We start from the raw sequence: 19310 nt of genomic DNA, 5'->3' as shown, positions 1-19310 counted from the left end.
TGGCGCCCCCTCTCGATGGCCACGGTACTTAGACCGAAGCATTGATAAAGGCTTCATCCAGCGATTTGGCACGGTGGCGTTCCATGAACTGTCCACCACTGTCAAACGCTTCCAGTTGTTTGTTTGCGAGCATATAAAAGCGCTGGCAGTTTTTCGTGATTTCCTCTGTGTAATGAGAAGATATCAGCACGCTCGCACCTTCCGCGCACGCGCTTTTTATACCGAGCCATATATAATGTCGAAATTCAGGGTCTACGCCAGCCGTTGGCTCGTCAAGAATGATCAAGTCACTGTTTAAAAGCAGCAAGGTCAGCGTGAAGTAGCTGCGAATTTCACCGTAGCTGCAATTGGCGGCTTTTTTCTTGGCGATTTCTGCATATCGCTTGGACAGTGATGGGGACCATTTGGCTAGTTTCGAGAGAATCTCTGTGTGATCTGGGGAAGCGTTGGGGGTCAGGCTGGTGATAAGCTTGCCCGCTTCGTTCATACGCAGTAATGGGGGCGGTGTAAGGGTTTGGGTCAAATAGGCCTGACTTCTGGATAAATTGGAAATGGCACCTTTTGCCGGTTTCTTTATTTTACAGATGAGGTCGAAAAGTGTTGTCTTTCCGGCCCCGTTGTTGCCCAGAATGCCAACCAGTTCCCCCGCTTTTATAGTGAGTTCAATGTCGTTCAGCAGCGGGTTTCCGCTGTATCCGAAGTGAAGGTTATTTATAGTTAAAATGTCCATCAGTATCGGCTCCATATGGGTTGGATTCTGAAATACCTTCCGGTCAGGTATGTCGAGGCTGCAGAGGCCGAAAGTGCAATCAGGAAACTGTTGAGAAGGGGCATTTCGCCATGGAAGATCTGCGCGCTTAGAAAGAGCGGGTTGATCAGCGTTAGCGTATGCGAAGCATCGTGCCCCAGCGTGGCGCCGGTGTATCCGGAGACCAGCATGAGAAATGACATGAGTGAGAAAAGTGTGCTGGCTGTGCTGAATTTTATCGGTAGCGCAGCGATCCCCAGGCCGATACAGGTGAACATGAGGTAGCTGGTGTAAAAGCATGCCATCAGATAGAGGTATTCAGGAAGTGAGTAGTGACCTCGTAAGGGTTTGGTCAAGAGGTAGAATAGTGTGGCGTAAAGAGAGCTCAATAAAAAATAACTGAGTGTGTGGGCCGTCAGGAATAGCTTGATTGCGCTGTGTTGGTAGATGAAGGACCGCGTGAAGCCACTTTCCCTCCTGCCGATGAGGTAGAAGCTGAATCCAAAGAACGCGAGGGTGGCAGAGATGTATGAGTAGAACCAGGCGGCTGAAGCGGTATAGGTCGAGGCTGCATGCGTTGGCTGGGTGATGATGAAGAGTATGCAAGGGGCCAGCGCTGACCAAAGAAGCGATGTGGGCTCCCTCAAGTGCTCAGTGGTCAAGATTTTTGTGATTGTCGTGATTTTTTTTGCGCTGCGGATACAGTGGTTTGGGTTCATGAGTAGACCATTTTGGTGTCATGGTTGCGTGTTGTTTGATTTCGCAGTGAGTGTCGAGGCCAATGCCATGAGGCTAATGCCATATTGATTTTTCATGAGTGTCTCCTGGTTTTTGGCGTGGTCTGAAATGTATGGGTATGGAGGTTTAGGCGTTCGGCTGTTTCAAGTCAATCTTTCGGTGGGGATGGCGTGGTTGGACGTGATATTGGAGTGTTCGGTTTAAAGCTATTTTTGTGGGAAAATTCTTCAGAAGGGTCTTACTTAAACCTGATAATGTTTTTGGGGACTTGTTTTTTCTTCTAATTGTGTAAGAAGTTTCTGTTTTTGATGCTCGAACGCTCTGTTGTGAGCGCCCGAGTGTTCTTTGTTGTGCGTGTGTGTGGGATTTGAGTAAGGGAAGCAAGCAGACGATGTTTAACGACAGGGGGTGCCGAATAATTGTTGCTAGATTTGTTGAGTGGCAGATTGAAATCTGCGCTGGGTAGATTTGCCGGGCCGGGAGATTTACTGCTTGCGAAAGAACGGCCTGCGTCCAATCACCAATGTGTCTCCACCCCCGATCAGCGTAGGAGCGGGTTTACCCGCGAATACAGTGGCGGCGGCAACGGTGAACGGCTGGTGGAAATTGGCCAGCAGGTCCGGCCCTTTCGCGGGTAAACCCGCTCCTACGCCCGACCGCGCAGGCCTTGCGATCACATGCCTGGCGCAAAATCCAGCCGTTAGCGCGCGCCCCGTAGGAGCGGGTTCACCCGCGAACACCGGCGTAGCCGGTGCCATGCCCCGCGTCACCTGCTTCGTGGTGCTCGATCTGTGCCCCACAACATGCACTAGCGCTTGCCCAGAATCTTCCCAAGCATCTCCGGCCGTGGTGCCCCTTGCTGGCTTTGCAGGTTGCCTTGCTCATCCTGGTAGAAAATGGCCGGGTCGCCTGCAACCCCATCTCTTCCATCAACGCCATGTTCGCCGCCAGCTTCTGTTGCACAGCCTCTGGCACCTGTTCCAGCGCCTTCAGGGTACTGGCCTTGCCGGCCTTTTCATGCTGCTGCAGGGCCTTGACCGGGTCTTTCGCTGCCAGCAGCGCCGCCGATTTGCCCGGGCTGTCTTCGCGGATGATGCCGACCATGATATGGCGTAACTGCACCTTGCCCGACTCCACCCATGGCCGCGCCTGTTCCCAGAACATGTTGCAGTAGGGGCAGTTCGGGTCGCTGAACAGGTACACCTTGCGCGGCGCGTCGGCCTTGCCGTCGGCGATCCACGCGGTCTTTTCCATTTTCGCCCAGATTTCCTTGCTCATCGGCGCGTATACCAGCTTTTGCAGCGGCTCGGCGCTCAGGTCCTTGCCCTGCTCGTCGAACAGGCTGCCGACCAGCACGTGCTTGCCGTCGGGGGTCAGGTACAGGGCAAGGGCGTTGTTCTGGTACTCGGCGGCATAACCGCGCAGGCCGTTGGGCGCATCGAAGCTGCCCTTGATCACGGCCCCTTTGGCTTGCAGTTGCTGAACCGCCTTGGGCAGTTCTTCGGCCTGCAGGGCAGGGGCGGCCAGCAGGGCCAGGGACAGGGGCAGCAGTGCAGTCAATCGCATGTCAGTTTCCTTGTGCGGCAGGGGCGGGCGCAAGGGCCCGGTCGAAAGGTTCCAGGGCGTGGCGCAGGCTGGCCCGGGACAGCTCGCCCAGGTGGCTGCCAACCAGCCGCCCGTTGGCGTCGTAGAACAGGGTGGTGGGCAAGGCCATTGAGCCGACGCGCTGGGCCAGCAGGCCGGTGCCGTCGAACAGCACGTGGGTCAGGCTCAGGCCGGTGGTGGCGAGGAAGGTGCTGACGTTTTCCGGGGTTTCGCCCTGGTTGACGAACAGGAAGGTCACGTGCGGGTAATCGCTTTGTGCCTGTTGCAGCACGGGCATCTCACGCCGACAGGGCGGGCACCAGGTGGCCCAGATGTTGATGACCAGCGGCTTGCCGCGGTAGCTGTGCAATGCCACGGCCTGGCCGCCGGCGTTGCGCAGGCTCAGGTCGGGCAACTCGGTGCCTTTGCTGTACAGGTGGCCGCCGAGGCTGGCCAGACCCCAGAACAGTGCGCCGCTGAACAGCGCCCAGCCTAGCGGGCGGCGCAGGCCGGGGTGGCGCCAGCCCTGCCACAGGGCTCCGAGCACGATGCCGGCAAGGCCCGACCAGAACAGGAAGCCGCCGTCACGGATGTCGATGATTTGCAGCGGGTCGTCCCGGTACATCGGCCAGTAGGCCAGTACGAAGCCGGCGCGGGCACACAGCAGGCCGATCAGGAACAGGTTGAACAGCGCCGATTCCGGGCTCTCGCCGCCACGTCGGGCGACCCACCAGCCGACCACGCTGGCGATCACCAGGGCGGTGAGCATCAGCAGGTGGTTGAGGGCCATGGTCAGTGGCCCGAGTGTTACGGTCAGCATCAGCCTTGGCTCCTGGTCTGGACCCAGTGTTGCTGGAACGCTGCTGCGTCCACCTCACCGGTGATGCGCCGCGCGCGGCGTTCTTCGCCTTCCGGGCCGATCCAGATGATGCTGGGCGGGCCGGGTACTTGGTAGCGCTGCAGCAGGGCTTTGCTGGCCGGGCTGTCGGCGGTCACGTCCAGGCGCAGCAGGTGCACGCCGGCCAGGCCGGTCTGCACGTCGCTGCGGGCGAACACCTGTTTTTCCATGACTTTGCACGACACACACCAGTCGGCATAGTAGTCGAGCATCACCCACTGGCCACGGGCTTTGGCGGCGTCCAGTTCACGTTGCAGGTCTTCGGGGCGGCTGACAGTGACGAAGCTGTCCTCGGTATGCTGGCTCTGGGCTGGCGCGGCGGCACCGCCGGCGAAGGGGCGTAGTGGCTGCCAGAGGTCGTCGCCACCGGCTGCCGCGCCTACCAGCAGCAGGCCGCCCCACAGCGCGCCGAGCAACGGTACTGCACGCAACGCCGGCAGCCGTTGCAGGGCCGGCCAGGCAGCCCAGGCCAGGGCGATCAGCCAGGCGCCGCTCAGTGCCAGCAGCAAGGTCGCAGGCAGCAGGCTGCGCACGGTGTACAGCGCCATGGCCAGGAACACGAAACCGAACACACCCTTGACCCGGTTCATCCACGCACCCGGGCGCGGCAGATAACGGTTGCCCAGGGTTACCAGCAACAGCAGCGGCACGCCCATGCCCAGGCCGAGGCTGAACAGCACCAGCGCGCCTTGCAGCACGTCGCCGCTCTGCGCGATGTACAGCAGCGCACCGGCCAACGGCGCAGTCATGCACGGGCCGAGTAACAGGCCGGACAACGCCCCGAGCAATGCCGCGCCATACAGGTTGCCGCCACGGGTACCTTGCCCGGCGCGGTCCAGGCGGTCGCGCAGGGCGGCAGGCAGTTGCAGTTCGAAGGCGCCGAACATCGGCAGTGCCAGCAGCACGAACAGCCCCGCCAGGCTGCCCAGCAGCCAGGGTTGCTGCAGCCAGGCTTGCAGGCTGGCACCCAGCAGGGCAGCAACCACCCCCAGCCCGGCGTACACCAGGGCCATGCTCAGCACATAGACCCCGGCCAGCAGCCAGCCACGGCGGGCGCTGGCGCCATTGCCCAGCACCAGCCCGGCCAGGATCGGCAGCATCGGCAGCGAGCAGGGGGTAAACGCCAGCAGCAGGCCAAGGCCGAAGAACGCCAACAGGCTCCAGGCCAGGTGGCCTTGCTGAAGGCCGCTGGCCAGGGCCTGGTCGCTGGCTTGCTCGGCGGCGGGCGTTACGCTGCCGCCCAAGTCGATCGAGGTGGTTTGCGGCGGGTAGCACAGGCCGGCATCGGCACAGCCCTGCCAGCCCAGGCGCAACTGACCCTGGGCGTTGGCAGGCAATAGCAGTTCAAGCTGGTCGCGGTACACCGCGCTGTCGCCGAAGAACTCGTCGTGATGGTTGAGTGCCGGTGGCAGTTGCGGGTGTTGCTCGGTGGGCAGGCCATCGAACTTCAGGCGCTTCTGGTACAGGTAGTAGCCCGGCTTGATCTGGAAGTACAGGCGCATCTGGCCGTCGGCCTGGCGGTCGTGGGTGAGCACGAAGGCTTGGTCAACCGGCAGGAAGTCTGGTTTCACATCGAACGGGTTGGCTTGCAACGGGCCGGCCAGTAGGAGTGTGAGGAAGAGCAGGAGAACGCGCATGTCTTCGCCTTGGCAGATCTGGGAATGGGGCCATGCTGGCTGGGGTTGATTAAATGAAGGTTAACGCGGGTGTTGGGGTTGGGGTGGTCAGGGAGTAGTAAGAGTTTGGTTCTGGATTTGCAGGGTCTTCGTTGTTGGATTTTCGAGGGGGCGGCGTTGGAATTTTGAGGTGTTTGCCGGGAGATTTTCAGCGCCTGTGAGATCGAGCGCCGCCCGCGCGGCGCTCGATCTCACAGGCGCTGAAACTCTCCCGGCGAACACCTACCGGGCGCTGAAACTCTCCCGGCGAACACCTACCGGGCGCTGAAACTCTCCCGGCGAACACCTACCGGGCGCTGAAACTCTCCCGGCGAACACCTACCGGGCGCTGAAACTCTCCCGGCGAACACCTACCGGGCGCTGAAACTCTCCCGGCGAACACCTACCGGGCGCTGAAACTCTCCCGGCGAACACCTACCGGGCGCTGAAACTCTCCCGGCGAACACCTACCGGGCGCTGAAACTCTCCCGGCGAACACCTACCGGGCGCTGAAACTCTCCCGGCGAACACCTACCGGGCGCTGAAACTCTCCCGGCGAACACCTACCAGGCGCTGAAAATCTCCCGTCAAACACCTACCCGCCAAAGCGCGAATTCCGCCTCTTGCCCTATACACACCGCGACACATTGTCGGCTTGACTTTGCCTATATCCACCCAATTGCTGTAAAGTTGACGCCAAGGTCAGCTTTTATCAAGCCAGGCCAAGAATCAAAAGAAAGGGCAGGCCCCAACTGCCCAGAGGATCAAGCATGTCCAACCGTGATATTTCCCGGCGCGCCTTCCTGCAAGGCGGCCTGATCGCTGGTGTCGGCGTGACCATGGCGCCACTTGGCAGCCAGGCCTTCGCCGCGTTGATGGAGGAGCGCGTTACCACTTCGCCGCAGAAGTGGATGAACCACGACGGCAAGGCGCGTTTCCGTAACGATGCCTTGTCCAAGGTCTGCGGCGACAAAGTGTTCGCCCGCGACATCCGCGCCAAGGACATGCCCGGGTGGCCCGCGCAGCAGGGCCATGCGCTGCTGCTCAAGGCCACCACGGTTGATCGTATCTATGCCGGGCATGACCTCAGCCTGCTCGGCACCGACCTGCAGCCGGACCGCATCGTCACAGCCGCCGACCTCGAACAGGACGGCATTGCCTGGCCCGAGGCCCATTCGCCCGACCCGCTGCTGCCGCCCGGCAAGGTGCCGATGTTCATCGGCCACCCGGTGGCGATCCTGATCTGGCACGACTTCGAGCGCTTCCGCCAGGCCAAGCGCAAGCTGCAGTTCAATCAGCAGGCGATCCGTTACGGTGCCCAGGCGCCGCTGTACCAGCGCGACCCTTATGGCAGCTTCCGCTTCGTGCGGGTGGGCGGCGCCACGCCGTTCGACGACGATGAGTTCTCCAGCCTGAAGAACTCAATGCTGTTCCCCACCATTCTCAACCGCAAGCCGGTGTGGTCGAAGCAGCCCAACCAGCACGGCGACCTGACCGAGCAGGGGTTGTTCTACGCCAAGCGCATGGCCGAGCAGCTGGACAACCCGCCCGAGGACTGGCTGGTGTTCGACGAGCGCTACAAGACGCCGTCCATCGAACCTGCCGCGCTGGAGCCGGACAACGGTAACGGCTGGTATGACCCGGCCACGGGCACGCTGCACTTCGTGGTCGCCACCCAGTGCCCGTTCGAAGTGGCGCAGGAATGCGTGCACATGATCAAGCCGTCGCGCTTTGCCCTGAACACGCTGAACATGCATCCGGGCTATACCGTGGGCTATGGCTCAAAAGACAACAACATCTTCGTCTTCTATGCCGCGGTGGCTGCGCTTTACGGCGCCGGCGTGCCGATCCGCCTGGCCAACGACCGCTACGAGCAGTTCCAGAGCGGTATCAAGCGCCATGCCTTCGATATCCGCTACCAGCTGGCGGTGGACAAGAAGGACAACAGCTTCAAGATCTTCCGCGCCGACATGAGCTGCGACGGCGGCGGGCGCATCAACTACAGCCCGTCGGTGGCAGCCGTGGGCGCCACGGCAGCGCAGTCGATCTACTACATGCCACAGAACGACCTGTCGGTGACCGCCTACTATTCCCGTGGCGTCGAGGCCGGCTCCATGCGCGGTTACGGCACCCTGCAGAGCATGGCGGCCACCGAGATGATGGTGGATGAGATCGCCGGCCGCCTGGGCGTCGATGCCATCGACCTGCGCCGCGCCAACGCGCTGAAGTCGGGCATGAAGAACACCCAGGGTGCGGTCCCGGCCGGCGCCCTGCGCCTGTACGAGATCCTCGACAAGGCCGCTGTGCACGAGTGGTGGCGCAACCGCGATGCACGCAAGCAACAGATGGACGCCAAGGACCCGGACCACTGGTACGGCGTCGGCTTCGCCATCTGCCAGAAGGACTTCGGCACAGGTTCCGAGGCGCCGATGGCCAGTGTCGAGTTCAGCGCCGATGGCCGCATCAGCCTGCGCCATATCGGCACCGAGCTGGGCACCGGCATGTCCACCTCCCAGGCTTTGGTGGTCAGCGATTTCCTCGGCCGTTCGGCCGACGAGGTGAAGACTGCAGTCACCGAATGGCCAGAGCTGCAATTGAGCACCAGCGGAAACCCGTACCTGATCAGCCAGCCGGAGCAGGACGCCGCGCTGCGCAACCCGCGCTGGGTCGGCAAGCTGGCGTCGCCATCGTCGGCGACCAACTCGGCGTTCTACTTCAGCCATGCCACCCGCGAAGCGGCGCGTGTGCTGTTCAATCATGGGTTGTGGCCGGCGGCCATGGCGATCTGGAGCCAGGGCCCGCACGGCGGCCAGGCCAACCCGCTGGTGGTGCGCCGTGAAAATGCGGTGTGGGTCAACGGTGAGCTGACCGGCAACGGCCTGGCGCCGATTCCGTTTGCCCAGCTGGCGCAGAAGGCCCACGACATGGGGCTGGTTACTGGCGTGAGCGTGCACGGCTTCAACCGCTGGAGCTGGGCCGAGGCCGACTTTGTCATCGATGGCGTGCGCGAGCGCTTCCCGCTCGATGCCATGGCGGTGAAGTACGGCGATGGTGCGGTGAATGCCAAGAAGGCGCAGATGGGCAGCCATGGCTATCACCTGCTCGACCGGCAGAATGCGGCCTACCCCGACACCCAGCTGAACAACGCCATGGTCACCTACTACAGCCCGGTGGCGACCATCGTCGAGGTCAAGGTCAACAAAGGCACCTTGGAGACGCAGGTGCTCAACCACCACAGTTGGGTCGAGTGTGGCCGGGTGCTGGTGCCGGAACTGGTCAAGGGCCAGCTCGAAGGCGGTATCGCCATGGGCATTGGCCATGCACTGACCGAAGAAATGCCGTTGTACGAGGGTGGGCCCGGGGAGGGCGACTGGAACTTCAACCGCTACCGCCTGCCGCATGCGCGCGATGTGGCGGTGTGGCAGCAGACCAGCGAAATCCTCCCGCCGCTGTCACCGACCGACCCCTCCAAGGGCATCGCCGAAGTGGTGATGATCCCGGTCGTCGGTGCCATCGGCAATGCCGTCGCGCATGCCATCGGCAAGCGCGTGCGCGATCTCCCCATCACCCCAGCCCGTATCAAGGAGGCCCTCAATGGCTAACCGTCCACTGCAACTGACGCTCAACGGTCAACCGGTCGGGCCGGTCGAGGTCCCCGCGGACCTGGCGATGATCGACTACCTGCACGAACACCAGAACCTCACCGGCTCGCGCCTGGGTTGCGGCCAGGGCATCTGCCACGCCTGCGTGGTGATCGTCGACAACCCCGACGGCACCAGCGAAGAAGTGCGCACCTGCATCACCGGTGCGCATTACTTCGAAGGCAAGAAGGTTCGCACCATCGAAGGCCATGCCAAAAAAGACGAGGCCGGCAACCTGACGCTCAACCCGATCCAGCAGAAGTTCGTCGACCTGTTCGCCTTCCAGTGCAGCTACTGCGCACCAGGCTTCGTCAACGCCGCAACCGTGCTGGTGGAAACGGCCCAGCGCCAGCCGCTGAAGAAGAGCGAAGTGGAAGACCGCATCGAGGCCAGCCTTGGTCACCACATCTGCCGCTGCACAGGCTACGTGCGTTATTACGATGCCACCCGCAAGGTGCTCAACGATCTCGGCCTGGTCAAGGAGGGTTGAACATGGGCTTCGTACGTAGCGCCTCGGCATTGGCCCTCGGGTTGGCGGTCAGTTCGTTTGCCTTGGCGGCCGACGATGCGCAGGTCAAGCGCGGTGAATACCTGGCCCGCGCGGCCGACTGCATGGCCTGCCATACCGCCGAAGGCGGCGCGCCGTATGCGGGCGGCTTGCCGATCCATTCGCCGTTCGGCACCATTTATGGCAGCAATATCACCCCGGACAAACAGTACGGCATCGGTAACTACAGCGCCGACGAGTTCTTCGCCGCAGTCACCGAGGGCAAGCGCAAGGACGGCGCCAACCTTTATCCTGCGATGCCTTACACCTCGTACCACCTGATCAAGCGTGAAGACTCGGACGCGATCCTCGCCTACCTGATGACCATACCGCCGATCAACCGCCCGGCACCGCAGACCGCGTTGCGCTTCCCGTTCAATGTGCGCATGGGGCTCAGCGGCTGGAACATGCTGTATGGCAAGAGCGTGCAACTGCAGCCGACCGAGGGTAAAAGCCCGGCCTGGCAGCGCGGCCAGTACATGGTCGAGGTCATGGGCCATTGTGGCGAATGCCATACCCCGCGCAACCCGATCGGTGCGCTGCAGCAGGACCAACGCCTGAGCGGCGGCCTGCTGGGTGGCTACCTGGCGCCAAGCCTGCTGGCCCAGGACCTGGCCGAGCGCGGCTGGACCCAGCCGGACCTGACCACCTTCCTCAAGCACGGCATCAGCGCCCAAGGCAGCATGTTCAACGAGATGTTCCCGGTGGTGCACCACAGCACCCAGCACCTTGAAGATGCAGACCTTGCGGCCATGGCCACCTACCTGCTGGGTGACCAGCCGCCGCCGGCCAAGGCTATCGAGGCCGTTGCCCTGGAGCAGATGAGCGACAGTGCCAAGCGGGGCCACCAGCAGTACCTGAACGTCTGCGCCGGCTGCCATGGGATCGACGGCGAGGGCAAGCCGCACATCGCCGTGGCCATGCGCGGCAACACCGTGCTGCGCCAGGCCGACTCGCGCAATCTGGTCAAGGTGGTCCTCGAGGGCATCCGTGAACAGCAGTTCACCGGCTTCGAGCGCATGCAGCCGATGCCGGGCTTTGCCGACAAGCTTGATGACCAACAGGTGACGGATATGGTCAACTACCTGCGCCAGGCCTGGGGTGGATTGCCCGGCGACCTGAACGTACAGCAGCTCGCCGAGCTGAAGGCGGAGTAAAGCGTGCAGCATCTCGATCTCCAGGTGGTCCGTCAGGCTTTGCAGTGGTCCTGCAACGGCCAGCGGGTATGGTTGTGCACGGTGCTCGCCACCTACGGCTCGGCGCCGCGTGCGCCGGGTTCGCTGCTGGCGGTGAACGCCAGCGGCCAGTGGCTGGGCTCGCTGTCCGGTGGCTGTGTCGAAGACGACTTTCTCGAACGCGTGGCCCTCGGGGAATTCCCGGAGCCGGTTGCCATCGTGCGTTATGGCGACGGCAGCGACCCGCGTTCGCGCGTTCGCCTGCCGTGTGGCGGTGTGCTTGAAGTACTGGTGGAGAACCTGCCGGTTGAATGCGAGGTGCAGGCGCATCTGCGTGAGTTGGAACGTGCGCTGCTGGGCCAGCGCCGGGTACTGCGTGAGGTGAGCCTGCCAACGGGTACCCGCCAGCTGCTCGATGACCATAGTCAGGGGCCACGGGTCGAACGGGAAAATGCCCGGGTGCGCTTGCGTGTCGGCGCCGCCCAGCGGCTGCTGCTGGCCGGCTATTCCAGCGTGGCGCATTTTTGCGCCGAATTCGGCAGGGGGCTGGGTTTTGAGGTCATCCTTTGCGAGCCGCGTGACGAAGTACTCGACGGCGTAGTGCTGAATGGCATAGAGGTGCGCCGCGAGCTGCCGTCGGAATTCATCGCCAATGGCGGTTGCCATGCCGATACGGCAGTGGTGGCATTGACCCATGATCCAAAAATCGATGACTTGGCCATGCTTGAAGCCGTGCGGACCGAAGCGTTCTACATCGGCGTGATGGGCTCCAAGGCCACCTCCGACAAGCGTCGCGAACGCTTGCAGCGAATTGGTGGCCTGGGTTGCGACGAGCTGGCGCGCATCCATGCGCCGATTGGCCTGAACCTGGGCAGCAAGACCCCGGCCGAGATCGCCCTGGCGGTACTGGCCGATATCCTTCGTGCGCGCAATGGCATCGAGCGGGCGGCGCTGTGAGCGTGGTTGCGTTGGTATTGGCGGCAGGCAGCAGTGTGCGTTTCGGCGCTGACAAGCGCCGTTCGCTGCTGGCTGACGGTCGAAGCTTGCTGGTACACAGCGTAGAGAGCGCCTGCGCAGTGTTCGATGATGTGCGGGTGGTGTTGCGTGAAGGGGAGCGAGGCGTGGACTTGGGGTTGCCTGCGCGGTGCAGGGTGGTCTCCAGTCCGGATTTCACATTGGGCATGGGCCATAGCCTGGCGGCCGGTGCCGCTTCGCTGGCTGACAGCGAGGCGCAGGCAGTAGCGATTCTGTTGGGTGATATGCCCTGGGTGGCGTCCGCGACCCTGGATTTGCTTGCACGTGAGGCCAGTGGGTCAACGATAGTCCTGCCTTGTCATGCTGGACGACAGGGCCATCCGGTGTTGTTCGGGCGCGATTTCTGGCCGGCGCTTGCCCGGCTGAAGGGTGATGAAGGGGCGCGTTCGGTGGTCAAGGCCAACCCAGCGGTTTGCGTCAGGCTAGAGGTGCAGGATGCCGGTGTGTTGCAGGATGTCGATAGGCCGGATGCGGTGCGCCCTTGAATGCGTTCGTCAAAGGCTATTCATCTTCTTCGCCAGTGAGTTCATAGGGTTCGAGTTCGCTCAGTTGGGAAAGCAGCACCAGATGCTCCACTGCCTTCAGCTTTTCAAGACGCTCAAGGCTGTCTGGGCCTCCCAGCATCAAGGCGGGGACAAAGCCATACATTTCGTCTGAGCCCAGGGTGCCGAGCCGTTCCCTGGCAGGTTCGAACAGGTCGTCGAAGTAGACGCACTCGGTCATCAGCCACATGAGCAAACCGTGGATCTTGTTGTCCCGTTCTTCGTCGCCTGAGCTGTGAGCGCCATCGAGGTAACGGGAATGGTAGGCCGCGATGGTCAGCACCGAACCGGTTTTCTCACCCCATAGGTACAGGTCGCCAAAAGCGCTGCGGGCGATGAGGTGATAAGTGTCGCATGCTTCGAAGTGCGTACCTGCCAACCAAGAGGCCACTACACCCTGGTATTCCTGAGGATTTACAAGCCAGAACAAGCCGCCGCCGTAGCCGCACCAGCCGTGGTCTTGCCAGTATTCAAGGAGGCGATTGGGGAGTTTGCCTTGGTAATGATCGACAGCGGCAGGTGGTACGGGTTGCTGGCCGATGGGTTCGCCGAAGGTTTCCAGGAAAATGCTGAAGATGACATCCATTCGTTTAGGTCCTTTTGTGTGCTCAGAAGTCAGAGAAGCTGTAGGGTTCGAGTTCGGTGATTTGAGACAGCAAAATTAAATGCTCTATTGCTTTAAGTTTTTCCAGGTATTTGAGGTCGGGGCGCCCTCCCAGCATCAATGCAGGAACAAATGCATATATCTCATCTTCTTTCAAGATGCCCAGCTTTTTCTTCGCGGGCTCAAAAAGGCTTTCAAAGTCGTTGTGTTCTTTTTTTCTTGATAGAAAGAAGCTTTGGACCTCTCTGGTTGCTTCCGTTTCAGTGAGTGTGCAGTTTTCACCTGTGTAACGGGACAGAAGACTTGTGATTTTTACTGAAAAGCCACTGTTCTCTCCCCAAAGATACAGGTCGCCGAAAGCGCTTCTGGCAATCAAGTGGTAAGTGTCCCGGTTTTCAAGGAGGGTGCCCTCGGTCCAGGATGAGACCACGCCCTCATACTCCTGTGGATTAACCAGCCAGAATATACCTTCGCCAAAACCACACCATCCATGCTCTTTCCAGTATGCAAGTAACAACGCTGGAAGTTTTCCGTTATAGCGATCAATGCTGGAGGGGGCACCTCTCGACGCGAAAAAGGCGCGCCTATATTGTCAAGGAATATGGAGAATACCTCATCCATTTGCGATGCCTCTTGTCGTTAGCACTTATGAAGTCTTACATTCATGTAAGTCGAGTGGGTGCCGAATTTCGGCGATTTTTCCGCAGCCTCTTTTATGCTGGCTAGTCTGTTTCGCCATTGAGCACCAATGCTGGAGTTGACGTGCCTGTCGCCAAAGTCTGAGATCATGTCTCTGCCACCCGCGCTTAAGTCGGGATTGTGTAGCGCGGCCAAGGTGGCCATCGTCTCTTTCGCCTTTATGGTCGACAGTCTAGTTGCTTCTGCTGGGCTCATTTCGGCGAGCAGCTCCTTGTTGATTCTTTTTTCCAACCGGTCTTGTAGATCCCTGCGTGCAGCGCGTGCGACCGCAGGGTCACGCTTTACAGGATTGGCAACGTTCTCCAAAAACTCCTCAACCGTCAGCCGATTCAACCCATCCTGTTGTTCCTTTTACTGCCGCTCAAACTCGCCATGCTTCGACGCTGGCAATTTATCCGCCTTGAAACACGCCACCGTATGCAACGGCATGCTACCGGGCTTCCCTGTGGGGTGCTCCTTGTCTTTTCCCGCCTGCCGATTCGGCTGAACTGGCTGCGGATCATCCATCGCCCCTTTGCGCCGCTCCGGCACCTGCAGATCCGGCCGTTTCTTCAACCCCTCTTCATGCTGGAGCATCCATTGCCCCAACCGCGCGCCTTTGCGGCTGGCCGCCATCTCCTGGGCCAGCACTCGGGCATCGCCGCGCCCGCGGGTGAGGTACGACACGATCGCCCCCAACAACAGCACCACGACTTCCACATGGCCTTGGGCAATCTGATGCGTGGCCCGAGATATCGCATAGGGGGCGTCCCGGCAGAACGGGCCGGTGCCTTCATTGCCGCAGGTGCCTTCCCAGGCGAAGCGGATGCCATCGACGTAGTACTCGCCGATACGCGGTAAGCCCTCGACGAAGAACTCGGCAATGGAGGCCAGCCCCAGCGCTCCGAGGATCCAGCCGCTGACCTTGAGGCCCATGGCCGCGCCTGCGCCAGCGAACGGAATGGTTCCGGCGCCGCCAGTGAATGCGCCAACCCCCGCTCCAAGCAGGCCGCCGGTAACGGTGCTGCCGATGACGATCATCGCCATCTGCTGCACAACCCTCAGCAGTTCGTCGACGATGCTGTTGATGTCGAGGTCGGCGAAGCGCTGGCGTAGCAGGTGCGCCGCCTGCCATTCGGCGTGGTAGAAGGCTGTGCGGACAGCTTCGATCCGGCGCAGGTTGAGGCCCAGCGAGGCGACCTCTTCATTGAGGCTGGTGCGGAACTGGCCACCGCTTTGATAGCCCACCATGGCGATGACACGTGACTCGATCTCGTGCCACGAGGGCACGAGGTAATCCAGGTACATGAGGTGTCTCCCTGACAACGTGTGCAGGGGGAAATCCCATCATGGATTCGGATCAGAGGTTTCTGGGTCAGTTGTAGGAAAAGGCGACTTCGTTTCTGTTGTGTTCGAGAAGCTCGGGAATTGGCGTTGAGGCTGCGAGGGGCAGGGTGGCGACCCGCGCGGCGCTCGATCTCCCCCCAACCCTCCCCAAAAGGTCCATAATCCCCCCTTAATCCGCCGAAGGTGCAATACCAGCCACACCACTCCGGGAGCCCCACCATGCACGTTCTGCTCTGCGAGGACGACGACCTGATCGCCGCCGGCATCTGCGCCGGCCTCACCGCTCAGGGCCTGACCGTGGACCGGGTGGGCAACGCCGCCGCTGCGCGGGCGATGTTGCAGGCCGCGCAGTTCGACGTGATGATCCTCGACCTTGGCCTGCCCGACGAAGACGGCCTCAAGCTGCTGCGCCGCCTGCGCGAAAAAGGCGAGACCCTGCCGGTACTGGTGCTCACCGCCCGCGATGCCGTCACCGATCGTGTCGATGGCCTGCAGGCCGGTGCCGACGATTACCTGCTCAAGCCCTTCGATCTGCGCGAGCTGGCCGCACGCCTGCATACCTTGCTGCGGCGGGTGGCCGGGCGGGCGGTGAACGTGATCGAGCACGGCCCGCTGCGCTATGACCCGAGTAGCTGCGAGGCGACCCTGGCCGGCCAGCATGTCGACCTGTCCCGCCGTGAGCAGGCCCTGCTCCAGGCGCTGCTGCAGAACCCCGGGCGCGTGCTGTCCAGCGAGCAACTGAAGGACTGCGTATACGGTTTCAGCGACGAGGTCGAGAGCAACGCCCTGAATGTGCACATCCACCACCTGCGTCGCAAGCTGGGTAACGGCATTGTCGAGACCGTGCGTGGCCTGGGCTACCGGCTGGGCCCGGCGCAGGCACCGCAAGAGGCCGCATCATGAGCCTTCGGGTACGCCTGAGCCTGATCCTCGGCAGCGCCTTCGTGATCATCTGGGCGCTGGCCGCGGCGTGGATGCTGCGTGACCTGCGCCAGCAGATGATGTTCTCCCTCGACCAGCGCCTGGTGGCGTCGGCGCGTATGGTCGCCGGGTTGATCGACCAGTTGCCGCAGCCGCTGACCGCCAAGGGCGGGGAGGCGCATTTTTCTGCCGACCAGTTCAGCGTACCGGATGGCATGGCCTGCCAGGTCAGCTCGCTGCGTGGCGAGATCCTCGCCAGCAACCACAAGCACGATGGCGCCATGGACGACGAGCGCAGCGGGTTCCGTGACCAGACCATCGACGATGCGCTTTGGCGCACCTTTACCTACAACCACGGCGATGTGCGCATCACCACGGCCGACCGGCACATGGAGCGCGAGGCACTGAACCAGTCGATTCTGCTGGCGGCATCGGCGCCGGTATTGATGGCCCTGCTTGGCAGCCTGGGGCTGTTGTGGATCGGCCTTGGCAAGGGCCTGGAGCCGCTCAACCGCATGCGTGATGCCTTGCGCCGCAGGCGTGCGGACAGTGTCGAGCCGCTGCAGGTGGCGGGCATGCCCAGCGAGTTACAGCCGTTGCTGGAGACCCAGAACCAGCTGTTCCTGCGCATTGCTCAGACCCTCGAGCGTGAGCGGCGCCTGACCGACGATGCCGCGCATGAACTGCGCAGCCCGTTGACCGCGATCAAGACCCACCTGCAGGTGGCGCGCATGACCGACGGTGCAGTGCGCGAGCAGGCGCTGGAACATGCCGAGCAGGGCACCGACCGCATGCACCGCACGCTTGAGCAGTTGCTGATGCTGGCGCGGGTAGAAGGCAGCCTGTCGTTCGAGGATGGCGTGCAGTGCAGCGCCGAGCAGGTGGCGCGGCAGGCGATGCAGGATGCGGGCGGCGGCGACAACCGGCGTATCGTGCTGCGTCTGCCTGAGGAGGCTACGCAAATCTACCTGGGCATGCCGGCACCGTTGGCGGTGGCAGCACTGCGCAACCTGCTGGACAACGCCTTGCGTCATGGCGGTGATGAAGCTGTAGAGCTGGACGTGCAGATGGCAGACGGCCAAGTGGGCTTCATGGTGCGTGACCATGGGCCAGGGATTGCCGAAGCGGACCTGGAGCACCTGACCGAGCGCTTCTGGCGTAATGGGCAGAGTGGTGGTTGCGGATTGGGGCTGGCGATAGTGCAGGCAATCGTGCAGCGGTGTGCCGGTAGCCTGCGTTTTGACAGCCGTAGTGACGGCTTGCGGGTCTTGTTGCGGGTACCGGCGCGTCCGGTGCATTGATGTTTATTGCCTGTGCTGGCCTCTTCGCGGGTGAACCCGCTCCTACGGGGGGTGCGGTCTGTGGGGCGGGTTTGTCTGTGCTGGCCTCTTCGCGGGTGAACCCGCTCCTACGGGCGGTGCGGTCTGTGGGGGCGGGTTTGTCTGTGCTGGCCTCTTCGCGGGTGAACCCGCTCCTACGGGCGGTGCGGTCTGTGGGGGCGGGTTTGTCTGTGCTGGCCTCTTCGCGGGTGAACCCGCTCCTACGGGCGGTGCGGTCTGTGGGGGCGGGTTTGTCTGTGCTGGCCTCTTCGCGGGTGAACCCGCTCTTACGGGCGGTGCGGTCCTTGTAGGAGCGGGTTTACCCGCGAAAGGGCCGGCACAGACAAAAATAAAATCCAGTAACAACCGCTAAATCCTCCCCCCACTCAAGCGTTTCCAAAGCGATAACCGCCCATCCGCTTGCTTGCGAGGATTCACCCATGTCCACCGCTTCCAGCCTTGCCCAGGTTGCACCGGCCAGCTTGCCGCAACCCTTGTACGAATTCACCGATTCGCCTTTGCTGCAACGCCAGCAACAGCAAGAGTCCAACGCCCGCAGCTACCCGCGGCGCATCCCGCTGGCGCTCAAGCGCGCCCGGGGCATCCATGTTGAAGACGTCGAAGGCCGCCAGTTCATCGACTGCCTGGCCGGCGCTGGCACCTTGGCGCTGGGTCATAATCACCCGGTCGTAGTCGAGGCAATCCAGCGCGTGCTGGCTGACGAACTGCCGCTGCATACACTCGACCTGACCACACCGGTCAAGGACCGTTTCGTCCAGGACCTGTTCGGCATCCTGCCCGAGGCGCTGCGTCGCGAGGCCAAGGTGCAGTTCTGCGGCCCAACCGGTACCGACGCCGTTGAAGCGGCGCTCAAACTGGTGCGTGGCGCAACCGGGCGCAGCACCGTGTTGGCCTTCCATGGCGCCTACCATGGCATGAGCCAGGGCGCGTTGAGTCTGATGGGTAGCCTTGGCCCCAAGCAGCCACTGGGTGCGTTGCTGAGCAGCGGCGTGCAGTTCATGCCGTACCCCTACGACTACCGCTGCCCGTTCGGCCTGGGTGGTGAGGCCGGGGTCAAGGCCAACCTGCATTACCTGGAAAACCTGCTGCTCGATCCGGAAAGCGGCGTGCCGCTGCCCGCCGCCGTGATCCTCGAAGTGGTACAGGGTGAGGGCGGGGTAATTCCGGCCGACATCGAATGGCTCAAGGGCGTGCGGCGCATTACCGAGCAGGCGGGCGTGGCGTTGATCGTCGATGAGATCCAGAGCGGCTTCGCCCGTACCGGGCGCATGTTCGCCTTCGAGCACGCCGGCATCGTGCCCGATGTGGTCACCTTGTCCAAAGCCATCGGTGGCAGCCTGCCGCTGGCGGTAGTCGTCTATCGCGACTGGCTGGACACCTGGAAGCCGGGCGCCCATGCCGGTACCTTCCGTGGCAACCAGATGGCCATGGCGGCGGGTTCGGCGGTGATCCACTACCTGGTCGAGCATCGCCTGGCCGAGCATGCCGAGGCCATGGGGCTGCGCCTGCGTCAGCACTTGCAGCAATTACAACGTGACTATCCGCAATTGGGTGATGTGCGCGGGCGTGGCTTGATGCTTGGGGTCGAACTGGTGGAGCCGCAGGGCGAGCGGGATGCCTTGGGGTATCCACAGGCCAACCGAGAGCTGGCGGCCAAGGTGCAGCGCGAGTGCCTCAAGCGCGGGTTGATCCTGGAACTGGGCGGGCGGCATGGCGCGGTGGTGCGCTTCCTGCCGCCATTGATCATCAGCGCTGAGCAGATCGATGACGTGGCGCAGCGCTTTGCAGAGGCGTTGATCGCGGCAGTCTGAACCATTGTCAGGGCCGCGTTGCGGCCCATCGCCTGCGCCAATGGCC

At 62.2% G+C, this 19310-nt stretch carries 13 protein-coding genes and 3 pseudogenes; 8 read left to right on the top strand and 8 right to left on the bottom strand.

What is annotated here, in order from left to right; translation table 11 throughout:
• Positions 1 to 28: 28 nt before the first annotated feature.
• The 5 genes and pseudogenes from AB5975_00845 to dsbD all read right to left on the bottom strand — a co-directional run bounded on the left by AB5975_00845 (position 29) and on the right by dsbD (position 5605).
• On the bottom strand, positions 29 to 730 hold the full coding sequence (locus tag AB5975_00845) for an ATP-binding cassette domain-containing protein (protein ID XDR20554.1): 702 nt from the start codon (positions 728 to 730) through the stop codon (positions 29 to 31).
• On the bottom strand, positions 730 to 1467 hold the full coding sequence (locus tag AB5975_00840; GenBank protein ID XDR20553.1) for a hypothetical protein: 738 nt from the start codon (positions 1465 to 1467) through the stop codon (positions 730 to 732). Before AB5975_00840 ends, AB5975_00845 begins: the two co-directional genes overlap by 1 nt.
• A gap of 827 nt (positions 1468 to 2294) precedes the next feature.
• Positions 2295 to 3052: pseudogene (dsbG, locus tag AB5975_00835) on the bottom strand (thiol:disulfide interchange protein DsbG).
• A 1-nt stretch (position 3053) separates the two neighbouring features.
• Positions 3054 to 3890: a prolipoprotein diacylglyceryl transferase family protein gene (locus tag AB5975_00830; protein ID XDR20552.1), complete on the bottom strand. Its 837-nt coding sequence runs from the start codon at positions 3888 to 3890 to the stop codon at positions 3054 to 3056.
• On the bottom strand, positions 3890 to 5605 hold the full coding sequence (dsbD, locus tag AB5975_00825) for a protein-disulfide reductase DsbD (GenBank protein XDR20551.1): 1716 nt from the start codon (positions 5603 to 5605) through the stop codon (positions 3890 to 3892). The genes AB5975_00830 and dsbD overlap by 1 nt, the downstream gene beginning before the upstream one ends.
• 788 nt (positions 5606 to 6393) lie before the next feature.
• On the opposite strand from dsbD, the gene AB5975_00820 reads away from it, so the two are divergent.
• Genes AB5975_00820 through AB5975_00800 form a run of 5 tightly spaced genes read left to right on the top strand, consistent with a single transcriptional unit; the run spans position 6394 to position 12506 of the window.
• Positions 6394 to 9225 carry a xanthine dehydrogenase family protein molybdopterin-binding subunit gene (locus AB5975_00820; protein ID XDR20550.1) on the top strand — a complete coding sequence of 944 codons (2832 nt, stop codon included), beginning with the start codon at positions 6394 to 6396 and terminating at the stop codon, positions 9223 to 9225.
• Positions 9218 to 9754, top strand: a complete 537-nt coding sequence (locus AB5975_00815; GenBank protein ID XDR20549.1) for a (2Fe-2S)-binding protein — start codon at positions 9218 to 9220, stop codon at positions 9752 to 9754. Before AB5975_00820 ends, AB5975_00815 begins: the two co-directional genes overlap by 8 nt.
• A 2-nt stretch (positions 9755 to 9756) precedes the next feature.
• The gene (locus AB5975_00810; protein ID XDR20548.1) at positions 9757 to 10968 is read left to right on the top strand and encodes a cytochrome c; all 1212 of its coding nucleotides are present in this window, start codon (positions 9757 to 9759) and stop codon (positions 10966 to 10968) included.
• A 3-nt stretch (positions 10969 to 10971) separates the two neighbouring features.
• Entirely contained in the window at positions 10972 to 11943 is a 972-nt protein-coding gene (locus AB5975_00805; GenBank protein XDR20547.1) for an XdhC family protein, read from the top strand.
• Complete coding sequence (locus AB5975_00800) at positions 11940 to 12506, top strand: nucleotidyltransferase family protein (GenBank protein XDR20546.1); 567 nt, start codon at positions 11940 to 11942, stop codon at positions 12504 to 12506. Before AB5975_00805 ends, AB5975_00800 begins: the two co-directional genes overlap by 4 nt.
• A gap of 16 nt (positions 12507 to 12522) precedes the next feature.
• Here AB5975_00800 and AB5975_00795 read toward each other — a convergent pair whose 3' ends face one another.
• The 3 genes and pseudogenes from AB5975_00795 to AB5975_00785 form a co-directional block, all read right to left on the bottom strand.
• The gene (locus AB5975_00795) at positions 12523 to 13149 is read right to left on the bottom strand and encodes a GAD-like domain-containing protein (GenBank protein ID XDR20545.1); all 627 of its coding nucleotides are present in this window, start codon (positions 13147 to 13149) and stop codon (positions 12523 to 12525) included.
• A 22-nt stretch (positions 13150 to 13171) separates the two neighbouring features.
• Positions 13172 to 13788, bottom strand: a pseudogene (locus AB5975_00790) (GAD-like domain-containing protein).
• A gap of 18 nt (positions 13789 to 13806) precedes the next feature.
• Positions 13807 to 15153: pseudogene (locus AB5975_00785) on the bottom strand (DUF6861 domain-containing protein).
• A 258-nt stretch (positions 15154 to 15411) separates the two neighbouring features.
• Here AB5975_00785 and AB5975_00780 point away from each other — a divergent pair.
• The 3 genes from AB5975_00780 to AB5975_00770 all read left to right on the top strand — a co-directional run bounded on the left by AB5975_00780 (position 15412) and on the right by AB5975_00770 (position 19264).
• Positions 15412 to 16095: a response regulator gene (locus tag AB5975_00780; protein XDR20544.1), complete on the top strand. Its 684-nt coding sequence runs from the start codon at positions 15412 to 15414 to the stop codon at positions 16093 to 16095.
• Complete coding sequence (locus AB5975_00775; GenBank protein XDR20543.1) at positions 16092 to 17414, top strand: ATP-binding protein; 1323 nt, start codon at positions 16092 to 16094, stop codon at positions 17412 to 17414. Before AB5975_00780 ends, AB5975_00775 begins: the two co-directional genes overlap by 4 nt.
• A 458-nt stretch (positions 17415 to 17872) precedes the next feature.
• A complete protein-coding gene (locus AB5975_00770) occupies positions 17873 to 19264 on the top strand; it encodes an aspartate aminotransferase family protein (protein XDR20542.1) in 1392 nt (463 codons plus the stop codon).
• The last annotated feature ends 46 nt before the right edge of the window (positions 19265 to 19310 follow it).

This window comes from Pseudomonas putida, assembly GCA_041071465.1.
Classification (GTDB): domain Bacteria; phylum Pseudomonadota; class Gammaproteobacteria; order Pseudomonadales; family Pseudomonadaceae; genus Aquipseudomonas; species Aquipseudomonas putida_P.
This window is presented reverse-complemented; position numbering and strand designations above follow the sequence as displayed.

Bases quoted from the DNA above. Each gene is read 5' to 3' on its own strand.
- AB5975_00845 (XDR20554.1), bottom strand. From the start codon at position 730: ATGGACATTTTAACTATAAATAACCTTCACTTCGGATACAGCGGAAAC.
- AB5975_00840 (XDR20553.1), bottom strand. From the start codon at position 1,467: ATGAACCCAAACCACTGTATCCGCAGCGCAAAAAAAATCACGACAATC.
- AB5975_00830 (XDR20552.1), bottom strand. From the start codon at position 3,890: ATGCTGACCGTAACACTCGGGCCACTGACCATGGCCCTCAACCACCTG.
- dsbD (XDR20551.1), bottom strand. From the start codon at position 5,605: ATGCGCGTTCTCCTGCTCTTCCTCACACTCCTACTGGCCGGCCCGTTG.
- AB5975_00820 (XDR20550.1), top strand. From the start codon at position 6,394: ATGTCCAACCGTGATATTTCCCGGCGCGCCTTCCTGCAAGGCGGCCTG.
- AB5975_00815 (XDR20549.1), top strand. From the start codon at position 9,218: ATGGCTAACCGTCCACTGCAACTGACGCTCAACGGTCAACCGGTCGGG.
- AB5975_00810 (XDR20548.1), top strand. From the start codon at position 9,757: ATGGGCTTCGTACGTAGCGCCTCGGCATTGGCCCTCGGGTTGGCGGTC.
- AB5975_00795 (XDR20545.1), bottom strand. From the start codon at position 13,149: ATGGATGTCATCTTCAGCATTTTCCTGGAAACCTTCGGCGAACCCATC.
- AB5975_00780 (XDR20544.1), top strand. From the start codon at position 15,412: ATGCACGTTCTGCTCTGCGAGGACGACGACCTGATCGCCGCCGGCATC.
- AB5975_00775 (XDR20543.1), top strand. From the start codon at position 16,092: ATGAGCCTTCGGGTACGCCTGAGCCTGATCCTCGGCAGCGCCTTCGTG.
- AB5975_00770 (XDR20542.1), top strand. From the start codon at position 17,873: ATGTCCACCGCTTCCAGCCTTGCCCAGGTTGCACCGGCCAGCTTGCCG.